This is a genomic window from Micromonospora costi (genome assembly GCF_003626655.1).
GTDB lineage: Bacteria > Actinomycetota > Actinomycetes > Mycobacteriales > Micromonosporaceae > Micromonospora > Micromonospora costi.
In genome coordinates, this window is sequence record NZ_RBAN01000003.1 from 108,152 (window position 1) to 134,189 (window position 26,038).

The 26,038-nt window shown below is 73.9% G+C and carries 22 protein-coding genes; 11 read left to right on the forward strand and 11 right to left on the reverse strand.

Annotated features, from left to right (window positions below; all coding sequences use genetic code 11):
• The first annotated feature begins 65 nt into the window (after positions 1-65).
• The 4 genes from D7193_RS17090 (at position 66) to D7193_RS17105 (ending at position 4,963) form a co-directional block, all read left to right on the forward strand.
• Positions 66-1,115 (forward strand): carbohydrate ABC transporter permease, encoded by a 1,050-nt coding sequence (locus D7193_RS17090; protein ID WP_120780531.1) that lies wholly within the window; start codon positions 66-68, stop codon positions 1,113-1,115.
• Between the two features lies 1 nt (position 1,116).
• Entirely contained in the window at positions 1,117-2,082 is a 966-nt protein-coding gene (locus D7193_RS17095; protein WP_120780532.1) for a carbohydrate ABC transporter permease, read from the forward strand.
• Between the two features lie 64 nt (positions 2,083-2,146).
• Positions 2,147-3,220, forward strand: a complete 1,074-nt coding sequence (locus D7193_RS17100) for a LacI family DNA-binding transcriptional regulator (RefSeq protein ID WP_120780533.1) — start codon at positions 2,147-2,149, stop codon at positions 3,218-3,220.
• A gap of 66 nt (positions 3,221-3,286) precedes the next feature.
• Entirely contained in the window at positions 3,287-4,963 is a 1,677-nt protein-coding gene (locus tag D7193_RS17105; protein ID WP_120780534.1) for a glycoside hydrolase family 13 protein, read from the forward strand.
• A gap of 63 nt (positions 4,964-5,026) precedes the next feature.
• On the opposite strand, the gene D7193_RS17110 is transcribed toward D7193_RS17105, so the two are convergent.
• From D7193_RS17110 to xylA, 3 genes are all read right to left on the reverse strand, one after another.
• Positions 5,027-6,466: an MFS transporter gene (locus D7193_RS17110; protein WP_120780535.1), complete on the reverse strand. Its 1,440-nt coding sequence runs from the start codon at positions 6,464-6,466 to the stop codon at positions 5,027-5,029.
• Positions 6,467-6,609: 143 nt separating this feature from the next.
• Positions 6,610-8,064: a xylulokinase gene (gene xylB, locus D7193_RS17115; protein ID WP_120780536.1), complete on the reverse strand. Its 1,455-nt coding sequence runs from the start codon at positions 8,062-8,064 to the stop codon at positions 6,610-6,612.
• A 10-nt stretch (positions 8,065-8,074) separates the two neighbouring features.
• On the reverse strand, positions 8,075-9,262 hold the full coding sequence (gene xylA / locus D7193_RS17120) for a xylose isomerase (protein ID WP_120780537.1): 1,188 nt from the start codon (positions 9,260-9,262) through the stop codon (positions 8,075-8,077).
• Positions 9,263-9,337: 75 nt separating this feature from the next.
• Here xylA and D7193_RS17125 point away from each other — a divergent pair, with 75 nt between their 5' ends.
• A complete protein-coding gene (locus D7193_RS17125; protein WP_241563156.1) occupies positions 9,338-10,576 on the forward strand; it encodes an ROK family transcriptional regulator in 1,239 nt (412 codons plus the stop codon).
• Between the two features lie 15 nt (positions 10,577-10,591).
• On the opposite strand, the gene D7193_RS17130 is transcribed toward D7193_RS17125, so the two are convergent.
• Complete coding sequence (locus tag D7193_RS17130) at positions 10,592-11,164, reverse strand: MarR family winged helix-turn-helix transcriptional regulator (RefSeq protein ID WP_241563158.1); 573 nt, start codon at positions 11,162-11,164, stop codon at positions 10,592-10,594.
• Positions 11,165-11,222: 58 nt separating this feature from the next.
• On the opposite strand from D7193_RS17130, the gene D7193_RS17135 reads away from it, so the two are divergent.
• Complete coding sequence (locus tag D7193_RS17135; RefSeq protein WP_120780539.1) at positions 11,223-12,353, forward strand: PP2C family protein-serine/threonine phosphatase; 1,131 nt, start codon at positions 11,223-11,225, stop codon at positions 12,351-12,353.
• 15 nt (positions 12,354-12,368) lie between these two features.
• Here the strand turns inward: D7193_RS17135 and D7193_RS17140 are convergent, their stop codons facing one another.
• From D7193_RS17140 to D7193_RS17170, 7 genes are all read right to left on the reverse strand, one after another.
• On the reverse strand, positions 12,369-13,853 hold the full coding sequence (locus D7193_RS17140) for a sugar transferase (RefSeq protein ID WP_120780540.1): 1,485 nt from the start codon (positions 13,851-13,853) through the stop codon (positions 12,369-12,371).
• A gap of 228 nt (positions 13,854-14,081) precedes the next feature.
• Positions 14,082-15,839 carry a substrate-binding domain-containing protein gene (locus D7193_RS17145; RefSeq protein ID WP_120781337.1) on the reverse strand — a complete coding sequence of 586 codons (1,758 nt, stop codon included), beginning with the start codon at positions 15,837-15,839 and terminating at the stop codon, positions 14,082-14,084.
• A 163-nt stretch (positions 15,840-16,002) separates the two neighbouring features.
• A complete protein-coding gene (locus D7193_RS17150; protein WP_120781338.1) occupies positions 16,003-17,037 on the reverse strand; it encodes a lactonase family protein in 1,035 nt (344 codons plus the stop codon).
• Between the two features lie 87 nt (positions 17,038-17,124).
• On the reverse strand, positions 17,125-17,727 hold the full coding sequence (locus D7193_RS17155) for a GTP-binding protein (protein ID WP_120780541.1): 603 nt from the start codon (positions 17,725-17,727) through the stop codon (positions 17,125-17,127).
• Positions 17,708-18,094: a DUF742 domain-containing protein gene (locus tag D7193_RS17160; RefSeq protein WP_120781339.1), complete on the reverse strand. Its 387-nt coding sequence runs from the start codon at positions 18,092-18,094 to the stop codon at positions 17,708-17,710. Before D7193_RS17160 ends, D7193_RS17155 begins: the two co-directional genes overlap by 20 nt.
• Complete coding sequence (locus tag D7193_RS17165; RefSeq protein ID WP_120780542.1) at positions 18,084-18,506, reverse strand: roadblock/LC7 domain-containing protein; 423 nt, start codon at positions 18,504-18,506, stop codon at positions 18,084-18,086. The genes D7193_RS17160 and D7193_RS17165 overlap by 11 nt, the downstream gene beginning before the upstream one ends.
• A complete protein-coding gene (locus D7193_RS17170) occupies positions 18,506-21,142 on the reverse strand; it encodes a sensor histidine kinase (RefSeq protein WP_120780543.1) in 2,637 nt (878 codons plus the stop codon). The genes D7193_RS17165 and D7193_RS17170 overlap by 1 nt, the downstream gene beginning before the upstream one ends.
• A 443-nt stretch (positions 21,143-21,585) precedes the next feature.
• On the opposite strand from D7193_RS17170, the gene D7193_RS17175 reads away from it, so the two are divergent.
• The 5 genes from D7193_RS17175 to D7193_RS17195 all read left to right on the forward strand — a co-directional run bounded on the left by D7193_RS17175 (position 21,586) and on the right by D7193_RS17195 (position 25,940).
• Positions 21,586-22,245, forward strand: coding sequence for a hypothetical protein (locus tag D7193_RS17175; protein WP_241563160.1), 660 nt, complete (start codon positions 21,586-21,588; stop codon positions 22,243-22,245).
• A gap of 12 nt (positions 22,246-22,257) precedes the next feature.
• Positions 22,258-23,265 (forward strand): hypothetical protein, encoded by a 1,008-nt coding sequence (locus D7193_RS17180; RefSeq protein ID WP_120780544.1) that lies wholly within the window; start codon positions 22,258-22,260, stop codon positions 23,263-23,265.
• A gap of 184 nt (positions 23,266-23,449) precedes the next feature.
• The gene (locus tag D7193_RS17185; protein WP_120780545.1) at positions 23,450-25,108 is read left to right on the forward strand and encodes a sodium:solute symporter family protein; all 1,659 of its coding nucleotides are present in this window, start codon (positions 23,450-23,452) and stop codon (positions 25,106-25,108) included.
• 16 nt (positions 25,109-25,124) lie between these two features.
• Complete coding sequence (locus tag D7193_RS17190) at positions 25,125-25,475, forward strand: hypothetical protein (protein WP_120780546.1); 351 nt, start codon at positions 25,125-25,127, stop codon at positions 25,473-25,475.
• A gap of 81 nt (positions 25,476-25,556) precedes the next feature.
• The gene (locus D7193_RS17195) at positions 25,557-25,940 is read left to right on the forward strand and encodes a hypothetical protein (protein ID WP_120780547.1); all 384 of its coding nucleotides are present in this window, start codon (positions 25,557-25,559) and stop codon (positions 25,938-25,940) included.
• The last annotated feature ends 98 nt before the right edge of the window (positions 25,941-26,038 follow it).

Genomic DNA, 26,038 nt, shown 5'->3' on the forward strand with positions numbered 1-26,038 from the left:
AGCCGGTGGGCCGGTCCGCGGGACGCGGGCCGGCCCACCGGCGGACAACGGACCTGGGAGGGTCGATGGAGTTCGACTTCGCGGAGGAACAGCCGAAGTTCCTCATGCTGATGTACGGGCTGATCGCTTTCGTCGCGGTGGTGGGCGGGCTGCTCCTGCTTCTCGACGTGGTGCCGGCCTGGTTCGCCCGCCGCCGGGAGGCGCAGCTCGTCGCCGCCTCCGCGAGCGGCGCCCCGCTCCCCCGACGCCGGAGACGGCGGGAGGGCGGCATGGCGCTCTTCTTCCTGCTGCCGACGCTGCTGCTGCTCACCATCGGGCTGATCGTCCCGGCCATCCGCACCACGCTGCTCTCGTTCATGGACTCGAACAGCAACGACTGGGTGGGGCTGCGCAACTACGGCTGGATGTTCAGCGAGAACTCCATCGTCCGGGTGCTGATCAACACCCTGGTCTGGGTGCTCCTCGTACCACTCGTGGCCACCGCGTTCGGCCTCATCTACGCGGTGCTCGTCGACAAGGCCCGGTTCGAGGCGGTGGCCAAGTCGCTGATCTTCCTGCCCATGGCCATCTCCTTCGTGGGCGCCAGCATCATCTGGAAGTTCGTCTACGCCTACCGGGGCGACGGGCAGGAGCAGATCGGCCTGCTGAACCAGATCGTCGTGAGCCTCGGCGGCGAGCCCCGGCAGTGGCTGCTGGAGTCACCGCTCAACACGCTGCTGCTGGTCGTCATCATGATCTGGATCCAGGCCGGCTTCGCCATGGTGGTGCTCTCCGCGGCCATCAAGGCCATCCCGGCGGACATCGTCGAGGCGGCGCGGCTCGACGGGGTCAGCCCGTGGCAGATGTTCTGGCAGATCACGATGCCGAGCATCCGCCCGGCGCTGATCGTCGTGGTGGTGACCCTGTCGATCGGCACGCTCAAGGTCTTCGACATCGTCCGGACCGCGACCAACGGCAACTACGACACCAACGTGATCGCCAGCGAGATGTACAACCAGGCGTTCCGCTACGGCGAGAACGGGCAGGGCTCCGCACTCGCGGTCTTCCTCTTCATCCTGGTGATCCCGATCGTGATCTACCAGATCCGCAACCTCCGTCAGCAGCGGGAGGGCTGAGATGACCACCGCCACCCCCACGATCCCCGCGGGCACCCAGGACACCACCGCCCCGAAGACCGTCGCCGGCCGGGTCCGCAAGCGGCTCAACAGCCGCACCGCGACCCTGGTGTCGATCGTCATCGCGCTGCTCTGGACCGTCCCGACCTTCGGCCTGTTCATCTCCTCGTTCCGGCCCGAGGACGAGATCAAGACGACCGGCTGGTGGACCTTCTTCGGCAACCCGCAGTTCACGCTGGAGAACTACCAGGAGGTGCTGTTCGGCCGCTCGTCCTCCTCCGGGCAGCTGGCCAGCTACTTCATCAACTCGCTGGCCATCACCATCCCGTCGGTGCTCTTCCCGCTCGCCTTCGCGGCCCTGGCCGCGTACGCGCTGGCGTGGATGAACTTCCGCGGTCGGGACTGGCTCTACATCGCGATCTTCGCCCTGCAGATCGTGCCGCTGCAGATGGCCCTGGTGCCGCTGCTGAAGTTCTTCTCCACCGGCGTCACCGTCGGCGGCATCCAGGTACTGCCCGCCTGGGACCTGGTCGACGAGCAGAAGTTCGCGCAGGTGTGGTTCGCGCACACCTGTTTCGCGCTGCCGTTCGCCGTCTTCCTGCTGCACAACTTCATCTCGCAGCTGCCCGGCGACCTCATGGAGGCGGCCCGGGTCGACGGGGCGACCCACCCGAAGATCTTCCGCACCATCGTGCTGCCGCTCATCACCCCGGCGCTGGCCGCGTTCGGCATCTTCCAGTTCCTCTGGGTCTGGAACGACCTGCTGGTCGCGCTCATCTTCGCGGGCGGCGGGAACGAGACCGCCCCGCTCACCGTCCGGCTGGCCGAGATGGCCGGCACCCGGGGCAACGAGTGGCAGCGGCTCACGGCCGGCGCGTTCGTCTCGATCGTCGTACCGCTGATCGTGTTCCTGTCGCTCCAGCGCTACTTCGTCCGGGGTCTGCTCGCCGGCAGCGTCAAGGGCTGACCGTGCCTCCGCCGCCGCCCGCCACCCGGGCGGCGGCGGGCGCGGACGTGGAGCGGGGGGAACCGTGACGACGATCGATGATGTCGCCCGCCTGGCCGGGGTCTCCACGGCCACCGTCTCCCGTGCGCTGCGCGGCCTCCCGACGGTGTCGCCGCAGACCCGCCGCCGGGTGCTCGCCGCGGCCGAGCAACTGGAGTACGCGGTCTCGCCGAGCGCGTCGCGCCTGGCCGGTGGCCGCACCGGCACCGTGGCCGTGGTGGTCCCGAGGATCACCCGGTGGTTCTTCGCCACCGTCGTCGAGGCGGTCGAGGAGTTCCTCCACCAGTGCGGCTACGACCTGCTGCTCTACAACCTCGGCGGCCGGGAGCAGATGCGGCAGCGGGTGCTGCGTACGGCGAACCTGCACAAGCGCGTCGACGCCATCATGCTGGTGGCCACCCCGCTGCGCGGCGCCGACCTGAGCGCGCTCACCGCGCTGGAGGTGCCGGGCGTCATCATCAGCTCGGGCACACCGGTGCCGGGCTGGCCGTGCGTCCGCATCGACGACGTGGCCGCCGCCCGGCTGGCCACCCGGCACCTGCTCGACCTGGGTCACCGCCGCATCGCGCACATCTCCGGCGACCCCGACGACGAGCTGGCCTTCACCACCCATGTCGACCGGCGGCGCGGCTACCAGGCGGCGCTGCGGTCCGCCGGGCTGCGCCCGGACCCGAGCCTGGACGTGGAGTCCCAGTTCACGATCGACGGCGGCACCCGCGCCACCGCCGAGCTGCTGGCACGCGGCGAGCCGCCCACCGCCATCGTGGCCGCCTGCGACGAGATGGCGATGGGTGCGATGACGGCGCTGCGCGACGCCGGGCTGCGCGTACCGGAGGACGTCAGCGTGATCGGGATCGACGACCACGACCTGGCCGGCGTGCTCGGCCTCAGCACCGTGGCCCAGCCGGCGGCGGAGCAGGGCCGCCTGGCCGCCCGGATCCTGCTCGACCCGCTGGGCGGCCGGGCCCTCGGCCCGGTCGGCGGTCGCCCGCTCGACCCGGCGACCGACCCGGGCGGCGCCGACACGCCGGACCCGCCCGTGATCCTGCCCACTCGGCTGGTCGTCCGTGAATCGACCGCACCGCCGCGGGCACACTGAACGGACCGCCCGCCACCGTCGCCGGGGGGACCGCCGCACGACCACACGCACACACGGGAGAAGGCCCTGAACACCAACGTGACGCAACAGAACCCGTCCGGCGACCCGATCACCGGCTGGTGGACCGAGGCGGTCATCTACCAGATCTACCCCCGGTCGTTCGCCGACTCCGACGGGGACGGAATCGGGGACCTGCCGGGCATCACCGCCCGCCTCGACCACCTCGTGGACCTGGGTGTCGACGCGGTGTGGCTCTCCCCCTTCTACCCGTCCCCCCAGGCCGACGCCGGGTACGACGTGTCCGACTACCGGGACGTCGAACCGCTGTTCGGCCGCCTGCCGGACGCCGACAAGCTCATCACCGAGGCGCACTCGCGCGGCCTGCGGGTGATCGTCGACCTGGTGCCGAACCACACCTCGTCCGCCCACCCCTGGTTCGCGGCGGCTCTCGCCGCGGCGCCCGGCAGCCCGGAACGGGCCCGGTACGTCTTCCGCGACGGCCGGGGCCCGGCCGGCGAGCAGCCGCCGAACGACTGGCAGAGCGTCTTCGGCGGGCCGGCCTGGACCCGCGTGGTCGACCCCGACGGCCAGCCCGGCCAGTGGTACCTGCACCTGTTCGACACCGGCCAGCCGGACCTGAACTGGGACAACCCCGAGGTGCGCACGGAGTTCCTCGACATCCTGCGGTTCTGGCTGGACCGCGGCGTGGACGGCTTCCGGGTCGACGTGGCGCACGGCCTCGTCAAGCAGGCCGACCTGGCCGACTGGCGGGAGCCGCAGGAGATCCTCTCCGGCAGGGAGGAGGAGGACAAGCCGCGCCCGCCCATGTGGGACCAGGACGGCGTGCACGAGATCTACCGGGAGTGGCGCCGGGTGCTCGACTCGTACCCCGGCGAGCGGATCCTCGTGGCCGAGGCGTGGGTGGAGCCGGCCGAACGGCTGGCCCGCTACGTGCGGCCGGACGAGATGCACCAGGCGTTCAACTTCGAGTACCTGTTGGCGTCCTGGACGGCGCCCGCCCAGTACGCGGTGATCACCCGCTCGCTGGAGGCGACCGACTCGGTCGGCGCGCCGACCACCTGGGTGCTGTCCAACCACGACGTGGTCCGGCACGCCTCCCGGCTCGGCCTGCCGGTCGGCACGCCGCGGCCGAACGGCATCGGCATCGGCGACCCGCAGCCGGACGCGGCGCTCGGCCTGCGCCGGGCCCGCGCGGCCACCCTGCTGATGCTCGCCCTGCCCGGCTCGGCCTACCTGTACCAGGGTGAGGAGCTGGGGCTGCCGGAGCACACCACGATGCCCGACGAGGCCCGGCAGGACCCGACCTGGGCGCGCAGCGGGCACACCCAGCGGGGCCGGGACGGCTGCCGCGTGCCGATCCCGTGGGAGGCCGACGCCCCGTCGTACGGGTTCGGGCCGACCGACGCGAGCTGGCTGCCGCAGCCGGCCGTCTGGGCCGAGTACGCCCTGGACCGGCAGCGGGACGTGCCCGGGTCGACCTACGAGATGTACCGGACCGCGCTGCGGCTGCGCCGCGAGTACGCGCTGGGCCGGAGCGCGCTGCGCTGGCGGGAGTCCGGCGACGCGGTGCTCATCTTCGACAACGGCGGGCTGACGGTGCTCACCAACTTCGGCGAGGCGCCGGTGCCGCTGCCGGCCGGGGCCGAGGTGCTGCACTCCAGCGCCCCGCTCACCGACGACGGCGCCGTCCCCACCGACGTGACGGTCTGGTTCCGCGCCTGACGCGGGTGGGGTCTCCGGTCGCGGCCGGAGACCCCGCCGTGGCGGGTGGCGTCGTCGGCCGGCTCACCGGGTCTCGGCGCGCACGTGCCGGGCGCGGTCGTGCAGCAGCGCGTACACGGCCTCGATGTCGCGCGGCGAGTTGCGCGCGGCGAGCCAGTACATGACGCCGGTGGGCACGAAGAACAGCTGGAACGCCGCGAGCCCCACGGCGAAGTTCAGCGGCGGCGGGAACGGCGCGGCGAGCGCCCGGAAGGCCAGCCCGGCGAGACCGTTGCCCGCCGCCCGGCCGATCCCGTTGACCAGGTTGCCGAGGCTGTAGACGGTGCCGCGGTGCTCGGGCGGGTTGACGTCGGCGATCAGGGCGAACCAGTTCGGCGAGTTGGCCGAGGTCAGGGCCAGCGCCAGCAGCGCGGTGAGCAGGCTGAGCCCGACCGTCGGCTCGGTGAAGACGCTGGCCAGCACGGCACCCACCACACCGCCCGCGCCGGCGCCGTCCGGCACGTCGATGCGCATCGGCACGAAGAAGAGCACCAGGTAGAACGGGACCGCGGCGAGGACGCCCACCGCCGCGACGAGGCCGCGGCCCCGGGGGGTACGGCGCTGGACCGCGTCGCCGACCAGACCGCCGACGATGGAGAACACCCCGCCGAGCTGGAACAGGGTGGCGAAGACGCTGCCCACGGCCACGGCGGTCGGCTCCGAGAAGCCCTGCGCCTCGGCCCGTTCGCTGAACAGCACCGGCAGCCAGACCAGCGACCCGAAGGCGGCCTGCGCGGTGAGCCCCTGGAGGATGAGCCACACGTTGGTGCGCCGGCCCAGGATCCGGGGCAGGTCCGACCGGCTGATCCGGTAGTCGTAGTCGCCGCCCTCGGCGAGCGCGCCGGCCAGTTCCGGCTCGCTCTGCCCGCGCCGGATGTCGTACGTGAACAGGTACGCCACCGTGGCGGCCAGGCCGACGACGGTGAGCAGGAGGAACGGCCGGCGCCAGTCGGTGTTGCCGAGCAGGCCGGCGACCAGCGTCCCGGCCAGCGTGCCGACGCCCTGGGAGAGCCCCCAGAAGCTCATGACCAGGCCCCGGCGGCGCGGCGAGATGAGGTCGGTGACCACGGAGAAGCCGACCGAGCCCACCGCGCCGAGGCCGATCGCCGCCACCACCTGCGCCGCGAGGAAGAGGGGGAAGTTCCCGGCGAGCGCGCTGCCGCCGGTCCCGGCGGCCCAGATCAGCGTGCCGACCATGAGCAGACGCTTGCGGTTGGCGCGGTCGCCGACGTACGCCCAGGCGACCGCGGCCGCCGCGCTGACCACGAAGCTGGTCGCGGTGACCAGGCCGAGCATCCCCCGCGGTACGGCGAACGCGTCGGCGATCGGCCCGTACAGCGGCGGCACCAGCCCGATGGCCACGTTGTCCAGCGAGGCGAGCAGCACGAAGACCACCACGCTGTAGCCGCGGTGCACCGGCGTCCCGCCCCAGGCGCGTGCCATCCCACCCCGGGTCATGGTCATGAGCGGAAGCCAATCAGCCCAAGGTCACGACCGGGTGACGGCTCGCCGGTTGCCGCGACCCCGGAGGCGGGGCATCGCCCACGTGTCCATGACGGACCCGTCACGATTCGACCGGTGACGATCGGTGGCGATGCCCCGCGGGGTCAGTCGCGTTCGAGGATCAGCCCGCGGGCGGCGGCGTACCGCTCACGGATCGCGGGGACGGCCTCGGCCGCGTACTCCTCGGTGCCGTCGAGCCGCCACCCGGGAGGCGCGTCGCCACCCAGCGCGACCCAGGCGGCCTGGCGGGCCGCCCCGTCGGCGACGTACTCGCCGGGCGGCGGCACGACCACCGGGCAGCCGAAGACCTGCGGCGCGATCCGCCGCACCGCGACCGACCGGGCCCCGCCGCCGACCAGGATCACCCGGCGGACCTCGGCGCCCTGGGCGACCAGCGCGTCGAGACCGTCGGCGAGCGCGCAGAGCAATCCCTCCACGGCGGCGCGCGCCAGGTGCGCCGGGGTCGAGGTGCGCAGGGTCAGGCCGTGCACCGCCCCGGTGGCCGTCGGCCGGTTCGGGGTGCGCTCCCCCTCCAGGTAGGGGACCAGCACGAGCCCGTCCGCGCCGGGCGGCGCGGCGAGCGCGAGGTCGGCCAGCTCGTCCAGGCCGACGCGGAGCATCGACGCGGCGGCGTCCAGTACCCGGGCCGCGTTGAGCGTGCAGACCAGCGGCAGGAACCGGCCGGTCGCGTCGGCGAAGCCGGCCACGATGCCCGTGGCATCGGCCGACGGCCCCTCGGCGACGCTGAACACGGTGCCGGACGTGCCGATGGAGACCACCACGTCGCCCGGGCCGGCCCCGACGCCCAGCGCGGCGGCCGCGTTGTCGCCGGTGCCCGGCCCCAGCAGCGCCCCGCCGGCGGCGGCGCCCGCCGGCACGCCGTCGGTGCCCAGCGCCGCCGGGTGCAGCTCACCGGCCGTCTCGGCGGGACCGAGCACCGCCGGCACCGCGAGGCGGCGGCCGAAGGCCCGTTCGAGCAGGTCGAAGCGGTACTTCCCGGTGGCCGGGGACCAGTAGCCGGTGCCGCTCGCGTCGCCCCGGTCGGTGCGCAGCGTGCCCAGGTCGGATGCCCCGGCCAGCCGCCACGTGAGCCAGTCGTGCGGCAGGCACACGGCGGCCACGCGATCCGCGTGCTCCGGCTCGTGCCGGGCCAGCCATCGCAGCTTGGTGGCGGTGAAGCTCGCCACGGGCACGCTGCCCACCGCGTCCGCCCAGAACCGCCGCCCGGTCTCGCCGCCGCCGGCCTCCTCGACCAGGTCGGCAGCGGCGTCCGCCGAGCGGGTGTCGTTCCACAGCAGCGCCGGCCGGACCACCCGGCCGGTCTCGTCCAGGGCGACCATGCCGTGCTGCTGACCGCCGACCGACACGGCCGCCACGTCGGCCAGCCCGCCGGCGGCGTCGACCGCCGCCCGCAGCGCCGTCCACCAGGCGGCCGGGTCGACCTCGGTGCCGTCCGGGTGCGGCGCGCGGCCCTGGCGCACCAGGGCCCCGGTCTCCGCGTCCCGGACGACGACCTTGCAGGACTGGGTGGACGAGTCCACCCCCGCCACGAGCGGCATGGTGGCCGCCTCAGCGCGCGCCGAGCACGTGCTCGACGGCGAGCTGGTTGAGCCGTACGAAGCCGAAGCCGCGGGCGGCGACCGCGTCCACGTCGAACTCCTCGAAGGCGGACCGGTCGGCGAGCAGCTCGTCGTAGCCCTCGCCGTCGCCCAGGGTCGGTGCGGCCAGCTCGGTCACCTTGCTGGCGGCGAGCGCCTCGGCCACCTCCGGGTCGGCCCGGAAGGCCGCCGCCCGCTCCTTGAGCAGCAGGTAGGTGCGCATGTTCGCCTCGGCGGACGCCCACACGCCGTCGATGTCCTCGGTGCGCGACGGCTTGTAGTCGAAGTGCCGCGGGCCGTCGTACGCCGGGCCACCCTGCGGGCCGCCGTTCTCCAGCAGGTCGACCAGGGCGAACGCGTTGAGCAGGTCGCCGTGGCCGAAGACCAGGTCCTGGTCGTACTTGATGCCGCGCTGGCCGTTGAGGTCGAGGTGGAACAGCTTGCCCTGCCAGAGCGCCTGGGCGATGCCGTGCGCGTAGTTCAGCCCGGCCATCTGCTCGTGGCCCACCTCGGGGTTCAGGCCGACCAGCTCCGGGTGCGCCAGCGTGGAGATGAAGGCCAATGCGTGCCCGACGGTGGGCAGCAGGATGTCGCCGCGGGGCTCGTTCGGCTTGGGCTCCAGCGCGAAGCGCAGGTCGTAGCCGCGGTCGATGGCGTACTGGGTGAGCAGGTCCACGGCCTCGCGGTAGCGGTCCAGCGCGGCTCGGACGTCCTTGGCCACGTCGTACTCGGCGCCCTCCCGGCCGCCCCACATCACGAAGGTGCGGGCGCCCAGCTCGGCGGCCAGGTCGACGTTGCGCAGCACCTTGCGCAGCGCGAACCGGCGGACGTCCCGGTCGTTGCTGGTGAAGCCGCCGTCCTTGAAGACGGGGTGCGTGAACAGGTTGGTGGTGACCATGGGTACCACCAGGCCGGTCTCGTCGAGCGCCTTGCGGAAGCGGGCGATGTGCTGGTCGCGGGTGGCGGCGTCGGCGCCGAAGGGGATCAGGTCGTCGTCGTGGAAGGTGATGCCGTACGCGCCCAGCTCGGCGAGCCGGTGCACCGCCTCCACGGCGTCCAGCGGCGGGCGGGTGGCGTCACCGAACGGGTCCCGGGCCTGCCAGCCCACGGTCCAGAGCCCGAAGGAGAACTTGTCGGCGGAAGTGGGACGGGGTGCCATGGCAGCCTCCGGGGGTGGGGTCCACTATTTGTTCAGCGATTGAATTATTTGGCTGAGCTGTGGCAGTGTCAAGGGGTGACGTCTACTCCCGGCCTCGTCGGGGCGGTCCGCCAGGGCAGCCTGCGCGAGCTCAACCTCGCCGTGGTCCTCGGCCGCATCGCCGCCGCCGAGCGCCCGCCCTCGCGGGCCGACCTGGCCGCCGAGACCGGCCTCACGCGGGCCACCGTCTCGGCCGTCGTCGAGGACCTGATCACCGGCCGGCTGGTCACCGAGGCCGACCCGGCGCCACGCTCGGGTGCCGGCCGCCCCGCCCGCGGCCTGGTGCTCGCCGGCGACGGGCCGGCCGGGCTCGGCCTGGAGATCAACGTGGACTACCTGGCCGCCTGCGTGGTGGACCTCGCCGGCCGGGTACGCCACCACACCGTGCACCGCGCCGACCTGCGGCCGCACTCCCCCGCCGACGCCCTCGCCCGGCTCGTCGACCTCGCCGGCCGCGCCCGGGCGGACGCCACGGCGCAGGGCCTCACCCTGGCCGGGGCGGCGCTCGCCGTGCCCGGCCTGGTCGACGACGCCGGCACGGTCCGCCTGGCGCCGAACCTCGGCTGGCGGGACGTGCCCGTGCCGTCGCTGCTCGCCGTGCACCCGCCCCTGACCGACGCGGTCGACGGCGTACCCCCGCTCGTCGTCGACAACGAGGCCAACCTCGCGGCGCTCGGCGAGCTGCACGCCGACCCCGACGGGCCGGCCAGCTTCCTGCACATCTCCGGCGAGGTCGGCATCGGCGCCGGCATCGTGCTGGACGGCGCGCTCTTCCGGGGCGCCCGTGGCTGGAGCGGCGAGATCGGGCACATCCCGGTCAGCCCCGAGGGGCGGCCCTGCCGGTGCGGCGGTCGCGGCTGCCTCGAGCAGTACGCCGGGCAGGAGGCCATCCTGGCGGCCGCCGGCCTGGCCGGTGCCGACCTGCCGGCCGACACCGCCGCGGCCCGGCTGGCCGAACTGGCCGGGAGCGGCGCCGCCGACGTGCTCGGGGCGCTGCGCGAGGCCGGCACGGCCCTCGGCGTGGCGGTCGCCGGCGTGGTCAACCTGCTCGACCTGGACACCGTGGTGCTGGGCGGCGGCTACGCCCCGCTCGCCCCGTGGCTGCGGCCACCCGTGCTCGCCGAGATCTCCCGCCGGGTGCTCACGGCGGCCTGGTCGCCGGTCACCGTACGGCCGGCGGTACTGGGCGCGGACGCCGCCGCCGTGGGGGCGGCCGGCTCGGTGGTCCGGCGGATCATCACCCGACCGGCGGGCTGGCTGGCCCGGGCGGGGTGACGGCCGGCGCGGAGGTCAGGCCGTCCGCGCCACCGGCGGCTCGCCCGCCGGCCACTCCCGGGGCGCGGGAAGCGTGTGCGCGTCGTCGAGCCCGTCCGGGCGCACCGGCACCGGCTCCACGGGCGCGGACGCGGCCTCCTGCCGGCGGGCGGTCTCGTCGAACTCGCGCATGCCCTGAAGCAGCGCCTCCCGCCCCTGCGGCGTCATGCCGGCGAGGATGCGGGCGAGCTGGTCGCGCCGGTCGTCCCGCAGCTCGGCAAGAAGCCGGCGCGCCTCCGGTGTGAGGTGCAGCGAGATCTCGCGCCGGTCGAGCCGCCCCGGCTCGCGCTCCAGCATGCCGGCGGCCACCAGCCGGTCGCAGAGGCGGCTGGCCGAACTGAGCAGCATGTCCAGGCGACTGGCGAGCCGGCGCAGGTTGATGCCGTCGTGCTGCTCGACCACCATCACGGCGCGCAGCTGGGCGCCGGAGACCCGGCTGGTCGTCCGCTCCCGCGCCGCCTCCCACACGGTCAGCAGGGCACCCGCCACCGCGTCCAGTGCGGCGGCCATACTCATCTCGGGGTCCGGTGGACGGTGCAGTTCGGCCATGGTGGCCCGAGAGTACTCCGCAACCGGGGTGTGTCGGGCCGGCGATCGAGGAGCGGGTATGGACGAAGCGGTCAACCGGGCACGAGAGGTCCTCAACGAATCTCCGGCTGATCGTCTGGTCGCCGCGGTCGCCGCCGTCCTCGCGGACACGTACGCGATCACCACCACCGAACTGCTGCAGGTCGACTACCGGCTCGCGGTCCTGCTGCCGCTCGGCGGAGGCGAGGGGATCACCACCCCCGGCCACCCGGCCTGGCGCTGCTTCGACCACCAGGAACCGGTGGTGGCCGACGGGATCGGCTACTTCCCGGTGAGCATGCGCGGCGAGCGGCGCGGCGTGCTCCGGACCGCCCCGGCGCCGGACGACCCGGCCGCCCACGCCGCGCTCACCGAGATCGGCACTGCCCTGGCCCACGAGCTGGCCGCCGTCTCCGCGGGCACCGACGTCTACCGCTCCGCCCGCCGCAGCCGCCGGCTCACCCTCGCCGCCGAGATGCAGTGGGAGCTGCTGCCCGGCCGGAGCCGGACCCGCCCGGCGTTCAAGCTGGCCGGCCAGCTGGAGCCGGCGTACGCGGTGCGCGGCGACAGCTTCGACTGGTCCGATGACGGGGAACGGCTCTGGCTGGCGACCATCAACGGGATGGGCGAGGGCGTCGCGGCGTCGATGCTCACCGCGCTGGCCACCAGCGCGCTGCGCAACGCCCGCCGGGGCGGCCTCGCGCTGGCTGACCAGGCGGCCCTCGCCGACCAGGCCGTCTACGACCTGCACCGCGGTTCCCAGCACCTCTCCGCCCTGATCATGGAACTCGACCTGGCCAGCGGCGAGATGACCGTGGTGGACGCCGGCTCCCCGCGGCTGCTGCGGGTACGCGACGGCGAGGTCCACGGGCAACCGCTGGAGGCGCAGTTCCCGCTCGGCATGTTCGAGGCGACCGACTACCACGAGCAGCGGTTCACCCTGCACCGCGGGGAACGGCTCTTCGTGGTCAGCGACGGCGTGATCGAAGCGGCCGGGCAGCAGACCCGGTACGGCGAGACCGCCCTGGACCGGTTCCTGCGCCGGACCGGGTCGATGGAGCCGCTGGACGCCGTCCGGTCGCTCCTCGGTGACCTGCGCGCCTTCGTGTCCGGCGACCTGGTCGACGACGCCGTCGTGGTCTGCCTGGACTGGACCGGCCCGCAGCCCTGACGTCGCCGCCGGCGCTCAGTACGCTCCGCGCCCGTTGATGACCGCGCCGAAGGTCTTCCAGAAGATGGTGAGGTCGACGGCCAGGGACCAGTTCTCCACGTAGTAGAGGTCGAGCCGGATGCCGTCCTCCCAGCTGAGGTCGGACCGGCCGCTGACCTGCCAGAGCCCGGTCATGCCCGGCTTGACGAGCAGCCGCCGGGCCACGTCCCCGTCGTAGCGGGCCACCTCGGAGGGCAGGGGCGGGCGCGGGCCGACCAGGCTCATCTGCCCGAGCAGCACGTTGATCAGCTGCGGCAGCTCGTCCAGCGACCACTTGCGCAGCGTCCGGCCCACCCGGGTGACCCGCGGGTCGTGGCGCATCTTGAACATGAGGCCGTCGGTCTCGTTGCGGGCGGCCAGCTCGGCCAGGAGCGCGTCCGCGTTGACCACCATGGTGCGGAACTTCCACACCCCGAACTCCCGGCCGCCCTGACCGACCCGGGTCTGCCGGAAGAACACCGGCCCCCGGCTGTCCACCCGGATGGCGAGCGCGATGACCACCAGCATCGGCATCAGCACCGTCAGGACGATCACCGCGACGGACCGGTCCACGAGCGCCTTGACCAGCTTGCGAGTGCCCCGGAACTCGGGCGCCTCCACGTGGATCAGCGGCAGGCCGGCGACCGGGCGGGTGTGGATCCGGGGACCGGCCACGTCGGTGAGCGCCGGTGCGAGCACCAGGTCGATCCCCGTACCCTCCAGCTGCCAGCCCAGCCGGCGCAACCGGGCCGCGGTCAGCTCACCGGACGCGGTGACCGCGACGGTGTCCGCGCCGATGGCGGTCGCCGCCTCCGGGATACCACGGAAGGAACCGACCACCGGCACGTCGCCCAGCCGCTGCGCCACCGGTGCCAGCAGCGCGTCCGGGATGCACGCGCCGACCACCTGGTAGCCGGCGTACGGCTCGCGGCGCAGGGTATGCACGAGTTCCAGCACGTGGGCCGTGTCGCCGACCACCAGCACCTTGCGCGACCAGCCGACGCCCCGGGACCGGGCCCGGTGCAGCTGCTTGCGCGCGGCGAACCGGGCCACCTCGAGGCCGACCATGCCGACCGCGAAGAAGATGCCCAGGAAGGTGCGGGAGACGCCGACCTCGATGACGTAGTCGGCGATGGCGATCGCGGCCGCCAGGCGCAGGCCGGACATGGTCACCCGGCGGTACTCGTCGGCGCCGTAGCCGATCACGCGGTCGTCGTAGCAGCGCAGGGCCTTGAGCGCGAGCAGCCAGGCCAGCACGAGGCCGGGAGCCACCAGCACGTAGGACACCTTCGAGCCGCCCGGCTGCTTGTCGCCGAAGCGGGCCAGGTAGCCCACCAGCAACGCCACACTCAGGACGGTGGCGTCGAGCACCACGAGGGCCCGGACGTAGCTTCGTTCGTCGGTGCGGGCGGCGGCCCCGGTGGGGGCCTCGGCCGACCTCGACGGCGTCCGGGTGGGGGTCAACAGCGTCGCCGAGGTCACGAGTCCCTCCCACTTCGCTCAGGACGGCCCGGCGGCGTGGTCGAGCCGGGTGAGGCCGACGATGCCGGAGCACCTCGCCATCCTGCCCCGGCACGTATCGCGGCCGATCGCTTCCGACGTATTGCCGTCACTTTCCCCGACGACGACAGGTGCCGAAAAGAGCCCGCCGTACCGGATTCACCGGCACAGCGGGCCCCTTTTGCTGACCAATTGGTCAGCACCGCACAATCAGCGCGGCGCCGGCGGACGCAGCGCGATGGCCTTGAGGAAGATGCTACCGATCTCGGTCGGGTCCTTGGTGACGAAGCTGCCGCCGCCGGTCACCCCCGTGATCGACTGCAGCTCGGCCTCGCTGACGCCCTCACCGATACCGATGATGATGACCTGCACCGGCCGCTCCGGGTCGGAGAGGCGCTTCAGCTCCGAGAGGAGCTTCTGCTGCGAAATGCCGTCCTTGTCGTCGTTCTTGCCGTCGGTGAAAAGCACCACCGAGTTCACCCGGCCGGCCTGCCAGTCGTCCTGCACCGCCTTGTACGCCGCGAGCATCGTGTCGTACAGGCCGGTGTCGCCGTCGGACGGGCGGATCGTGCTGAGCGCCGACTCGAGCCTGCTCCGGTTGCTGGACAGCGGGGCGATGTTGACGAGTTCCTTGTAGTCCCGGGAACCGACCAGCTGGGTGGAGAAGGTCCACAGGCCGATCGACCACGAGTCGTCGAAGAGGCTCAGCCCACGCCGTGCCGCCTCGACCGTGACCTCCTCACGGCTACGGTTGTTGGCGCTCGGCACCCCCGCCTTCATCGAGCCGGAGACGTCGATGACGCAGAGCATCCGGCCGGACTGGGTGGCGATGGACCAACTGGAGACGACCCGGTCGATCGAGTCCGCGTCGAGGCCGCCCGCGGCCGTACCGCCGTTGGTCGGCGCGGCTGACGGCTCGCCGGCCGGGCTCGGAGCGCCCTGCGGGGCCTTGAACCCGGCGCCCCAGTTGCCGTCGGGCGCGCGCAACGCCTGGGCGGCGAGCCGGTCACGGAAGCCGGGCGTGGTGAGCACCTCGTAGAGCACGCGCGCCGCCGAGGCCTTCGCCGGCTCGATGCCGGGCAGCACCGCGAACGGGTAGTCCAGCGGCGCCGGCGCGGGCTCCAGGTAGAGCGCGGCCAGCGGGACCGGCGGCTTCTTGCTGTTGTACGCGATGACGTCCTCTTCGGACAGCGCCGCGGCGCCGAGCCCGCTCGCGATCGCCGTCGGGTCACTGGCGGTCGGGAACCGGGCGAGCAGGTCGTTGCGCAGGGCGGACCGGCCGGTCGCCAGCGCACGCAGGGCACCCACCGTGCTGCGCTGGGCGTCGCCCCCGGACGAGCTGGCCGCCGCGGTGAGCGACAGCAGGCCGGAGAGGCCCGCGGCGTCGCGGGTGGGCTCCACGATCCCGGTACGCAGCGGCTTGCTGCTGTTCACCTGGTTGAGCAGGTCGACCCAGCGCAGCTTCGCCTTCGGCCAGCCGATGCGGGTGGCGACCGGCTCCGGCATCGCGACGACCACGGGGCTGCGCGCGATCGAAGCGCCGTTGGTGGGCGCGAACGCGGTCGCGTTCTTCTTCAGCCGCAGCAGCCAGGTGGACGAGTCGGGGATCCAGATGTCCGGGGCCACCGCCGTGCCACTGGCCTGGCCCACGCCGGCGAGGAGCGCGCCGTGCTTGGCGGCCACCACGGCGGCGACGTCCACCGGATCGGCGGCCGAGACGTTGACCGCGATGCACGTGCCGCCCACTGCGGCGCCGTCCTCGACCCACTGCGAGGCGGCGGCGTCCACCGCGGGAGCGAGTTCGGAGGCCACCGCCACCGACAGCTCGATCTCACCGGAACAGGAGGGTTTGACTAACTCTCGGTAACCGAACCAGGTGCCCGTCGCCACGACGACGAGCGCCACCGCCGATGCGGCGGCGGCTGCTCCACGGATTTTGGAACGCATGCGATGGCGGCCTGCAGACACGGTGACCATCTTGCGTATCCCGCCACACAACTGCCACAACCGAACGGACGAAAGTTACGGAGCAGAAACAGTTGATCTCTGTATAGAGACGGAGAGTGACGGGCTGGACTCACCGTGTCGCCGGAACACCGCCACGTCGGCCGTCCGGCGGCCCCGCACGGGCTCAGGGGAGCACGCAGGTCGGGCTCGGCACCGGCACCGGCTCGCCCACCGCCTCGGGCACCCCGCTGTCACGGTCGACCCGGAAGACCCGGATCATGTCGGCCCGCTCGTCCGCCACGTACAGATGCTCGCCGACCAGCGCGAAGTGGCGCGGCCACTCGCCGTCGGTGTCCACCTCGGCGACCAGGTCCGGCCGCTCCCCCCGCAGGTCGAAGACCGCGATGGTGCCGACGCCCCGGTTGGCCACGTACAGGAAGCGCCCGTCGGGCCCCACCGCCACCTCCGACGGCTGCACGTGCCCCGGCCGCCCGCTCGCGTCGACCCGGCTGCGCTGGTGCAGCGAGCCGTCGCTCAGCTCGTACCCGGTGACCGTCGCGTCCAGCTCACCCACCAGGTAGCAGCGCCGCCCGTCCGGGTGCCGGGCCAGGTGGCGAGGGCCGGCCCCGGCCGCCGTACGGACCCGCGGGGCCCGGGGCACCAGCCGGCCGGTGGCGGCGTCGAGGTCGTACCGGTAGACCGAGTCCGTGCCCAGGTCGACCGCGAGCAGCGGGCCGCGGGCCGGGTCCGGCGAGACCATGTGCGCGTGCCCCCGCTCCTGGCGCTCCGGGTCCGCACCGTGCCCCTCGTGCACGACGAGGTCGCTGCGCTCGCCGGGGACACCCTCCGCGTCGAGCGGGAAGACGGCGACGCTGCCGCCGCCGTAGTTGGCGGCCACGAGGTGACCCCCGCCCGGCATCACGGCCAGGTGGCACGGCTCCGCCCCGCCGGTGCCGCGGGTCGCGAGCGGGGTCAGGCCGCCGTCGTCCCCGACCCGCCACGCGCTGACCCTCCCGGCCGGGAGCTCGTTGACCGCGTACAGGACGGGCAGCGCCGGGTGCCGGGTGAGGAAGGACGGCGAGGCCGTCGCGGCCACGGTGCCCAGCGGCGTCAACGCGCCCGTGGCCGCGTCCCGCCGGGCCGCCATGATGCCGGTCCCCCGGCCGCCGCTCTCCGCCGTGTAGCACCCGATGTGGACGACCCCGTCCCGACCGTTCACCGTCCCACCCTCCGCCGACGCCTTGGTCAGATCCAACCAGAGGTGCCGGCGGCCGGCACGGTAACCGGCACGTCGCGGGTCGGCGGCTCAGGCCGCCGGGACCGGCTCGCCCCGCTGCCGGGCCACGTGCTCGACCAGGGAGATGAGCACCAGCTTGCCGGACTGCCGGTCGCGCGCGTCGCAGAGCACGAGCGGCACGTCCGGGTCGAGGTCCAGGGCCCGGCGTACGCTCTCCAGGTCGAAGCGGCGGGCGCCGTCGAAGCAGTTCACGCCCACCACGAACGGGATCCCGCGCTGCTCGAAGTAGTCGATCGACGGGAAGCAGTCGGCGAGCCGCCGGGTGTCGGCGAGCACCACCGCACCGAGCGCGCCGAAGGCCAGTTCGTCCCAGAGGAACCAGAAGCGGTCCTGCCCCGGGGTGCCGAACAGGTACACCTGGAGGTCGTCGTTGATGGTGATCCGCCCGAAGTCCATGGCGACCGTGGTCGTGGACTTCCCCTCCACCCCGGAGATGTCGTCGGTGTCGACACCGGCGCCGGTCAGGATCTCCTCGGTCTGCAACGGCCGGACCTCGCTCAACGCGCTCACCAGCGTCGTCTTGCCGGCCCCGAAGCCACCCGCGATGAGGATCTTCAGGGCCAACGGGATCCGGGTGCCGGAACCGGTTCGGTCATAGCGCACGGAGTCCACTGACCACCGCCTTGAGGATGTCGTCGTCGGGCAGGGGGGCGGCGGCGGGCGGTTCGTGGACCGCGACCAGACCGCGCGCGAGCAGGTCACCGAGCAGCACGCGGATCACGCCGACGGCGAGGTCCAGCTCGGCCGCCAGCTCCGCGACCGGCACGGGCCGGTGGGCCAGGTCGACCAGGCGCCGGTGTTCCGGGGACAGCCGCGGGTCGGCGGCGTCCACCTCGGGACCGGCCAGCACGAACGCCACCAGGTCGAACCCGTCGGCGGCGGACCGGACCCGACCGCCGGTGAGGGTGTACGGACGGACGACCGGGCCGGCGGCGTCGTCCAGCCACTCGTGCTGCGGCCCGGGCGGTTCAGTCAGCATCGACGGCACCCGCCGCCGACCGGGCCGGCGCCGTCAGGTACTCGCCGACCCGGATGACCAGCATCGCCATCTCGTACGCCACCAGACCGATGTCCGCGTCCGCGTCGCTCACCACGGCGAGGCACGCGCCCTGCCCGGCCGCGGTCACGAAGAGGTACGCCGACTCCATCTCCACCACGGTCTGCCGCACGGGCCCGCCGTCGACGTGCCGGCTCGCGCCACGCGCCAGGCTGGCGAAGCCGGCGGCGAGGGCGCACAGGTGCTCGGCGGCGGCCTGGTCCAGGTCGGCGGTGGCCCCGAGCAGCAACCCGTCCGCCGAGAGCACCACCGCCTCGCGGGCGGCCGGTACCCGTTGCACCAACTCGTCGAGCAGCCAGTCGAGATCGGCGCTCTGCTTCGTCGATTGCCGCACTAGGCGTCCCTCTCACTCTCGGTCGGTTCGTCACGTGCCACCGGCGCCAGGGTCGGCAGTGCGACCGTCTTGTCGGCGTCGCGAGGCGTCCGGCGGGCCGGGTCACCCGCCGGAGGCTCCGGCCCGTCCGCCGGCGTGGGCGCGTGGTGGGCTGCCCCGTCCGTGGTCGCGGGGCCGTCGGCCGGCGTGGGAGCGGCAGCCCCTTCCGCTACGGGCACAGGGCCGGCGGTTGGCGCGGGAACGGCGGTACCGGCGGCGGCCGGCATGGGACCGGCGGCCGGCGGGCGGGCGGTACCCGCCGGGTCGGCCGCCGGAGCGGCCGGGCGAGCCGCGTCACCCGGTCGGGGTACCGGACGGCCGGCGTCGGCGGCGAGGCGGCCGCGGGCGGTGCCGGCCTGGAGCGCCGACATCACCCGGCGCACCTCCTCGGGCGGGCGGGGCGTCGGGGTGTCGGCGCCCGGGTGCCGCGGCCGGGCGGACGGGCCGCGCCGCCGGACCCGCCGGGGCAGTCCGTCGATCTCGCCGCCGGTGGCGGCACCGGCCTCCGCGTCCGTGGACGGCTGCGGCGCGCCCTCCTCGACGGCGCCCGGCAGTGCGGGCGCGGGCCGGCCGACGGTCGGGGCGTCGGGTGACGACCGGCGGCGGTCGGCGGCGGCACGGGGTCGCGGCAGCGCGCCGCGCCGCGGCCCGCCCGTGAGCCGCCGCTGCGGCCGTCCCGGCGCCCGGCCGTCGGAGTCGAGCACGCCCAGGGCCGGTTCGTCGGTGATCAGATCGGGCGGTACGAGCACCACGGCGATGACCCCGCCCGCCTCGGAGCGGCGCAGGCTCACCCGTACACCGTGCCGCGTGGCCAGCCGCGCCACGACGAACAGCCCGAGGCGGGCGCTCTCGGCCGGATCGAACTCGGGCGAGCGGGCCAGGCGGCGGTTCGCGTCCTCGAGCGCGGCGTCGGACATGCCCAGGCCGCTGTCGGTGATCTCCAGCGCGTACCCCTTGGCCACCCGCTGGCCGGAGACCGTCACCCTCGTGGCCGGCGGGGAGAAGGCGGTGGCGTTCTCGATCAGCTCGGCGAGCAGGTGGATGACGTCGCCGACGGCCCGCCCGAGGACGCCGGCCGGCTGCACGCTCGTGATGTCCACCCGGTCGTACGCCTCGACCTCGGAGATCGCCCCGCGGGCCAGGTCGAGCATCGCGACCGGGTTGCGCCAGCCGCGGCCCGGCGCCGCGCCGGCCAGGATGACCAGGTCCTCGGCGTGCCGGCGGAGCCGGGTGGCGAGGTGGTCCACCTGGAACAGCTCGGCCAGCTCGTCCGGGTCCTCGGCGCCGCGCTCCATCCGGTCGAGCAGGGCGAGCTGCCGGTGCACGAGGCCCTGGCTGCGCCGGGCGATGTTGAGGAAGACCTCGTTGAGGCCCCGGCGCAGGGTGACCTCGTCCACGGCCGCCTGGACGGCGGTGCGCTGCACCTCGTTGAACGCCCGTCCCACCTGGCCGATCTCGTCGTCGCCGTACTCCAGCGGGGGCGCCTCGCGGGCCACGTCGACCTGCTCGCCCCGGCGCAGCCGGGTCACCACGTCCGGGAGCCGGTGCTCGGCCAGCTCGAGGGCGGCGGTGCGTACGCCGCTGAGGCGCCGGGCCAGGGTCCGGCCGACCCGCACCGCCACCAGCACCGAGACCACCACGGCGACCAGCCCGAGCACGCCGGCGGCGGCGAGCCGCACGAGCACCCGTACCGCGGTCGGCACCGAACGGTCGGCGAGCCCGTCGGCCGCGTCCAGTTCGAACTCCCGCAGCTGCTGTTGGACCGCGTCGTAGGCGGCCTGCCATCCGGCGGGGTCCACGGGCGGGGGCGCCGCGCGGTCGGCGGCGACCAGGCCGTCCTGCATCGCCCGGAGCCGGGCGAACGCCTCGCCCTCGGTGAGCCGCTGGTACGCCGTCCGGTCCGCCGCCGGCAGGTCGGCCACCGCGTCCTCCACGAGGAACCGCTGGTTGCCGATGATCTGCACGAGGCGGGCGTGTTCCCCGTCGGCGAACCGGCCGGCCGTCACAGCGCCGGCCAGCAGCGCGTCGGCCTGGCCGAGCAGTTCCCGGGACCGGCCGAGCGCCGTGAGCGCGCGGGCCTCCCGGGTAAGGTCCGGCTCGGGCAGCGCCGCCATGGCGGAGAACGCCTGGAACGCCGACCCGATCATTCCGTTGTAGAGGCCGAACGCCCCGGCCCGGTCCAGCCTCCGCCGGTCGATGAAGTCGCGACCGGCGGGCAGCGCCTCGAGCGCGGTGACCAGCTGGTCGACCCGGGCCTCCAGCGGCGCGTCGGCGGCGTCGCGGAACTCCTCGCCGCCGGTCCGGCGGCGCAGCTCGTCGATCGCCCGGTCGGTCCGCTGCCGCTGCTCCGCGAGGGCCGGCAACGCCTCGGTGCTGGCCAGCTGCACCACCGTGAGCCGGCGCTCCCGTTGCAGCTCGGCCACCACCGCCTCGCCGGGCCGTCCCAGGTCGTAGAGGTAGGTGCGGGCGGCGAGCAGGTCGAGGGCCGGCCCGAAGGTGAGCGTGGTCGCGAAGATCCAGAGCGCCAGCAGGGCGGTCACCGGTACGACGACCAGCGCCGTCAGCTTCGAGCGGATCGGCCAGTCGCGCGTTCTCATCGGACCTCGCCCGGGTGTGGCAGAAGGGGCGCCGGCGACGGCCGGGCAGCGCTCCCACCGGGGCAGCCTCCCGGCACCTGGCGCCGGGCACCGGCACGGGCGCCTTGGGCAGGATACGTAATCCCGGGCCGATGCACTACCGCCCGTTGCGCCTACCACGACGCTCCGATGTGGAGCCGATCACGAACGGGCGCGCCGACGGTGGTGGCCGACGGGTGGCGCGCTGTGGGTCGATCAGAGGTTGACGCCGGCCGGGCAGTCGCACGTCTCCTCGCGAGCGCAGGTGTGCCACCCGCGGCCCGTGAACCGGACAGAGCGCCCAAACCCCCCGCCCGAGCCGATGATCGACTCGACATCCAACCCGTGGTCGCCGCAGGAAAGTGCCGCGGATGGGGATTGGCGATCAGTGAGCCGAGGGAATACCGGGTGACGAAGGAGGAGCCATGTCGCCCACGCAGATAATCGTCGTCATCCTCGCCGTGCTGGTGATCGCGGCGCTGGCCGTCGCCGCCCGGACGGTGGCCCGTCGCCGGTCCCTGCGCGACCGTTTCGGCCCCGAGTACGACCGGGTGGTCGCCGAGCGGGACAGCCGCACCGCCGCCGAACGGGAGCTGAGGGACCGTGAACGCCGGCACGCCGAACTGACGCTCACCCCGCTCTCCCCCGAGTCCCGGGCCCGCTACGCGGCCGCCTGGGAGGAACTGCAGGTCCGCTTCGTCGACTCCCCCGCCGACGCCGTGGGCGACGCCGACGAACTGGTCACCCGGCTCGTCGCGGAACGCGGTTACCCCACCGGTGACTTCTCCGACCAGATCGCCCATCTGTCCGTCGAGCACGCCCGCACGTTGACTCACTACCGCGACGCGCACGAGATCCACCTGCGCAACACCCGGGGCGAGGCCAGCACGGAGGAGCTGCGGCAGGCGGTGGTGCACTACCGCGCGCTCGTCGCCGATCTGCTCGGCGAGGACCCGGTGCAGGCACGGCCACCGGCGCCGCGCCAGTCCGACGAGGGCCTTCCGGACCAGCCGGAGCAGCGGCACCCGGAGGAGCAGGAACCGGAGCGCCGGCCGGACACGCCCCACGACGTCACCAACCGCTGAGGAGGCACCGCGATGCGCCAGGAAGAGCAGCAGGCGAGCAACGACCACCCCGAGGCCGTCCGGTCCACCCCGGTACCCGTACCGCAGGCCGGCGAACGCGGCGGCCGTACGGAGGTGCCCGAGGACGCGCTCGACGACCGGGGCACCTTCGACGACCCGTCGGTCGCCGGTGAGCGGCGCGACGCCGAGGCGTCCGACGACATCCGGGTCGAACGGACGGCGCAGCGGGACGCCGGCGAGGGCGGCTTCCACGATCCCGGGCCCGTGCCCTCCGCCCTGGGCGCGCCCACCGTGGCGGGCGCGGTCGCCGCGTCCGCCATGGCCAGTCCCCGTGCCGAGGACGAGCTGGACCCGATGGAGGAGCGCACCGCCCGGCCGGGCGACGGCGCGGAGGAGGGCGAGCGGGAGGGCTGGCGCGCCGACCCGACCGCCGAACTGGACGGGCGGCGGGGCACCTCGGTCACCGCGTCGGCGGCCGGTCCGGACGCGTCGGCGACTCGTACCGTCGAACCGCCCGCCGGGTCCGACGGCGACCCGGAGCGGCGCGGCGACCTGACTCCGCTCGGCGGCGACCCGGGGGCCGTGCCCGCCGGCTATGGCAGCGCGGCGCCGCGGATGGTCGACCCGGACGCGGTGTCGCCGGACGCCGACCCGGCCGCCGCCGGCGCCGCGGGCGCTGTCGGTGCCGGGGCGCCGGGCTCCCTCTCCTCGGCCGGGACCGCCCGGCCGATCGGCTCGACCGTGGCCGCCGAGCCGGCGAGCCTGTTCGACTCCTCGACAGCCCAGAGTTTCCGGGACCGGTGGCGGGACGTCCAGCTGCGCTTCGTGGACGACCCGCGGGCCGCGGCGGGCGACGCCGAGTCGCTGGTGGAGGAGGCGATCGAGGCCCTGTCCGCGGCCCTCGCGGCGCAGAAGACCACCCTGGGCGGCTGGCAGGAGGCCGGCTCCTCGGACACCGAGGAACTGCGGATGGCCGTCCGCCGGTACCGGGACTTCCTGGACCGGGTGCTGGGCCGCTGACCTGCCGCGGCGGCTACGGCCGCGCGCGATCGCCGACCACGGGATGCTCCGGCCGACCTGGGCCGGGGCATCCGCCTGTCCGCGACCGGCGAACCGGGCATCGAGGACAGGCGTGGATTTTCGCCGTTCGGGGTAGTAGCCGGCCCGCACCCGGCCACGGACGGCGGAACGGAAGGTGACGGGGATGGACGGCGGCGGACTCCGGCTCAACATGAACGCACTGGACTACGTCCTGCTGGCGCTCTACTTCGTCACCGTCCTCGGCGTCGGCTTCGCCGCCCGCCGTGCGATCCGCACCAGCGTCGACTTCTTCCTGTCCGGCCGCTCGCTGCCCGCCTGGGTGACCGGCCTCGCGTTCGTCTCGGCGAACCTCGGCGCGCTGGAGATCATCGGCATGGCCGCCAACGGCGCCCAGTACGGCGTGATGACGGTGCACTACTACTGGATCGGCGCCGTGCCGGCCATGGTCTTCCTCGGCATCGTGATGATGCCCTTCTACTACGGCTCGAAGGTCCGCAGCGTCCCCGAGTACCTGCGGCTGCGGTTCAACCGCCCGACCCACCTGCTCAACGCGATCAGCTTCGCGGTCGCCCAGGTGCTGATCGCCGGTGTGAACCTCTACGCCCTGGCGCTGGTCATGCAGGCGCTGCTCGGCTGGCCGCTCTGGGTGGCGATCATCGTCGGCGCGGCCATCGTCCTGGTCTACATCACCATCGGTGGTCTCTCCGGCGCGATCTACAACGAGGTGCTCCAGTTCTTCGTGATCCTGGCCGGCCTCATCCCGGTCACCGTCATCGGTCTCGTGAAGGTCGGCGGGGTCTCCGGCCTGATGGACGCGGTCCGCGACTCGCGGCTCGGCGAGGCGGGGCTGCACGCCTGGCAGGACACGGGCAGCACGGCCAACCCGCTGGGCGCCCACTGGCTCGGCATCGTCTTCGGCCTCGGCTTCGTCCTTTCGTTCGGCTACTGGACGACCAACTTCGCCGAGGTGCAGCGGGCCCTGTCCGCGAAGAACATGAGCGCGGCCCGCCGTACGCCGATCATCGCCGCGTACCCGAAGCTGCTGATCCCGGCGGTGACGGTGATCCCCGGCCTGATCGCGCTCGTGACCGTCAAGGGACTGGGCGCGCCGAGCGGCGACCTGCAGTACAACAACGCGATCCCGCTGCTGATGCGGGACCTGCTCCCCAACGGCGTGCTGGGCGTCGCCGTCACGGGCCTGATCGCCTCGTTCATGGCCGGCATGGCGGCGAACGTGAGCGGCTTCAACACCGTGTTCACGTACGACATCTGGCAGGCGTACGTCCGCCGGGACCGGCCGGACGCCTACTACCTGCGGATCGGCCGGTACGCGACCATCGCCGCCGTCGTGATCGGCATCGGCACCGCGTTCATCGCCGCCGGGTTCAGCAACATCATGAACTACATCCAGGCGCTCTTCTCGGTGTTCAACGCCCCGCTGTTCGGCACTTTCATCATCGGCATGTTCTGGAAGCGGATGAGCGCGCTGGCCGGCTTCTGGTCGCTGCTGTCGGGCACCGTGGTGGCGGTCGGGACCTACCTGCTCTACAAGGGCGGCGTGATCCACTTCAACTCGGACCTGGAGGAGAGCTTCTGGGGCGCGGGACTCGCCTTCGCCACGGTGGCCGTGGTCGCGGCGATCCTCACCCCGCTGACCGCGCCGAAGCGCGACGAGGACCTGCGCGGGCTGGTCTACGGCATGGGCGGCATCGACGTGAAGGGGGACGTGCTGGCCGGAGACGCCGCCTGGTACCGCTCGCCCCTGCTGCTCGGCGTGATCGCCCTGGTGCTCGCCGTCGTCCTCTACATCCCGGTGTTCTAGGAAAGGTGTTGGCGCCATGGACAACCGCAGCGAGCCGGCCCGCGATCCCCTGGTGAGCGGCGCCGAGTCGGAACAGCGGCGCTCGGCGGCCGCGCGCCTGTTCGACATCCGTCGCGTGATCGGTGGCCTCTTCGCCGTCTACGGGATCATCGTGACGCTCATGGGGATCTTCGACAACCAGGCCGAGATCGACAAGGCGCAGGGCGTCCGGATCAACCTCTGGGCCGGGCTCGCGATGCTCGGGTTCGGCCTGCTGATGCTGCTCTGGCAGTGGATCCGCCCGGCCGAGCCACCCGCCAGCCCCGAGGAGCGGGGCGTCCTCGACGGGTCGGGAGACAGCGGGCCGGGCTCGCCGGGCGGCCGCTGACCCACCCGGGCGCATGACCGCCCCCGCCGGGGGTACGCCAAGGGGATCAGGGACGCGCCTCGGGACAGGGAGGGCAGCAGCATGACCGATCGCGACCGCCAGTCGCCGCTGGAGGAGAGCCCGGAGATGGCCGCGGCGGTGGACGACGACAGCACCGTCCCGCAGCTCCGGACCGGGGGCGGCGCGGATCGGGACAACCCGGCCTTCGCCGAGCCGGGTGACCGCCCCGACCAGGGCGCGCCGAGCGACGACATCATCGGCGACCCGTACGCGGCGGGCACCGGGGCCACCGGGACCGGCACCGGGGCGGGCGGGGACAACATCCGCACCGGAGCCGAGCAGCCGTGGGACCCGGAGGACCTGGTGCAGGCCCGGGGACAGGACCCCACCCCGGAGAACCTCGAACAGGCCCGCCGGGACCTGGAGGAGCTGGGCCGGGCAGCGGTGGAGCGCACCGTGCCCTGACCGTACGCGCGCGGGGGTCCCTGGCCCGACCTCTGGGGTCGGGCCAGGGACCCGGTGTGCCTGCCGCCGGACCGCCTCACCTGCCGCCGGCGCAGGCT